Origin of the sequence: Bacillus sp. SIMBA_008 (assembly GCF_046535495.1) — a bacterium.
Classification (GTDB): Bacteria; Bacillota; Bacilli; order Bacillales; family Bacillaceae; genus Bacillus; species Bacillus subtilis.
The window spans coordinates 1-259 of sequence record NZ_JAWRWL010000742.1 but is presented as its reverse complement, the minus strand read 5'-3'; the positions used below and the strand labels follow the sequence as shown (position 1 = coordinate 259).

Here is a 259-nt window from a genome sequence, read left to right as displayed (position 1 = left end):
ATAAAGATGGCGGCTAGAAGAACACCGATAAGTCCGCCTCTGCCTGGTAGAATATTTGTGCCAAATAGCATAATCTCTGCGGAGGCTGGGTTAATAATGAGGATTCCAGCTAATGCGCCTAATGCAGGAGAGCCCCCAAACTCCTTTGCGGCATTTGTTCCAACTAATATACCGAGATAAGCGAACAACCCTGAACCAATAACGGTTAAAATGATCGCCGCTTGGGATTTTCCATCAAGCCAGCCCGCTTGCACGATTG

The 259-nt window shown here is 47.5% G+C and carries 1 pseudogene; it reads right to left on the bottom strand.

The window, feature by feature from the left end:
* Positions 1 to 259: pseudogene (locus SB658_RS25240) on the bottom strand (PTS transporter subunit EIIC); the annotation flags it as partial.